Origin of the sequence: Streptomyces sp. URMC 126 (assembly GCF_051386555.1) — a bacterium.
Lineage (GTDB): Bacteria > Actinomycetota > Actinomycetes > Streptomycetales > Streptomycetaceae > Streptomyces.
The window spans coordinates 1-230 of sequence record NZ_JBPQTX010001441.1 but is presented as its reverse complement, the minus strand read 5'-3'; the positions used below and the strand labels follow the sequence as shown (position 1 = coordinate 230).

Sequence of the window (230 nt, the reverse complement as noted above, 5' to 3'; positions counted from 1 at the left end):
CAGCGGCGTCCACATGGTGCGCATCGGCATGGTCACCGGGCCGTCGGGCTGCTCGACGCGGACGTGCTCCTCCAACTCCCGCCATCCCAGGGACTCGTAGACCGGCATCCACTCCGGCCAGCAGAACAGCAGGCCGACGTCGGGGCCCATGCCGCGCGCGTGGTCCACCGCCGCGGTGACGACCGCCCGCCCCAGGCCCCGTCCGCGCAGCCCGGGCGCGACGATCACAC

The 230-nt window shown here is 74.3% G+C and carries 1 protein-coding gene; it reads right to left on the bottom strand.

Annotation, left to right across the window (positions count from 1 at the left end):
- The coding region (locus tag ACSNOK_RS36595) for a GNAT family N-acetyltransferase (RefSeq protein ID WP_436784945.1) at nt 1–230 on the bottom strand (230 nt) is incomplete at both ends.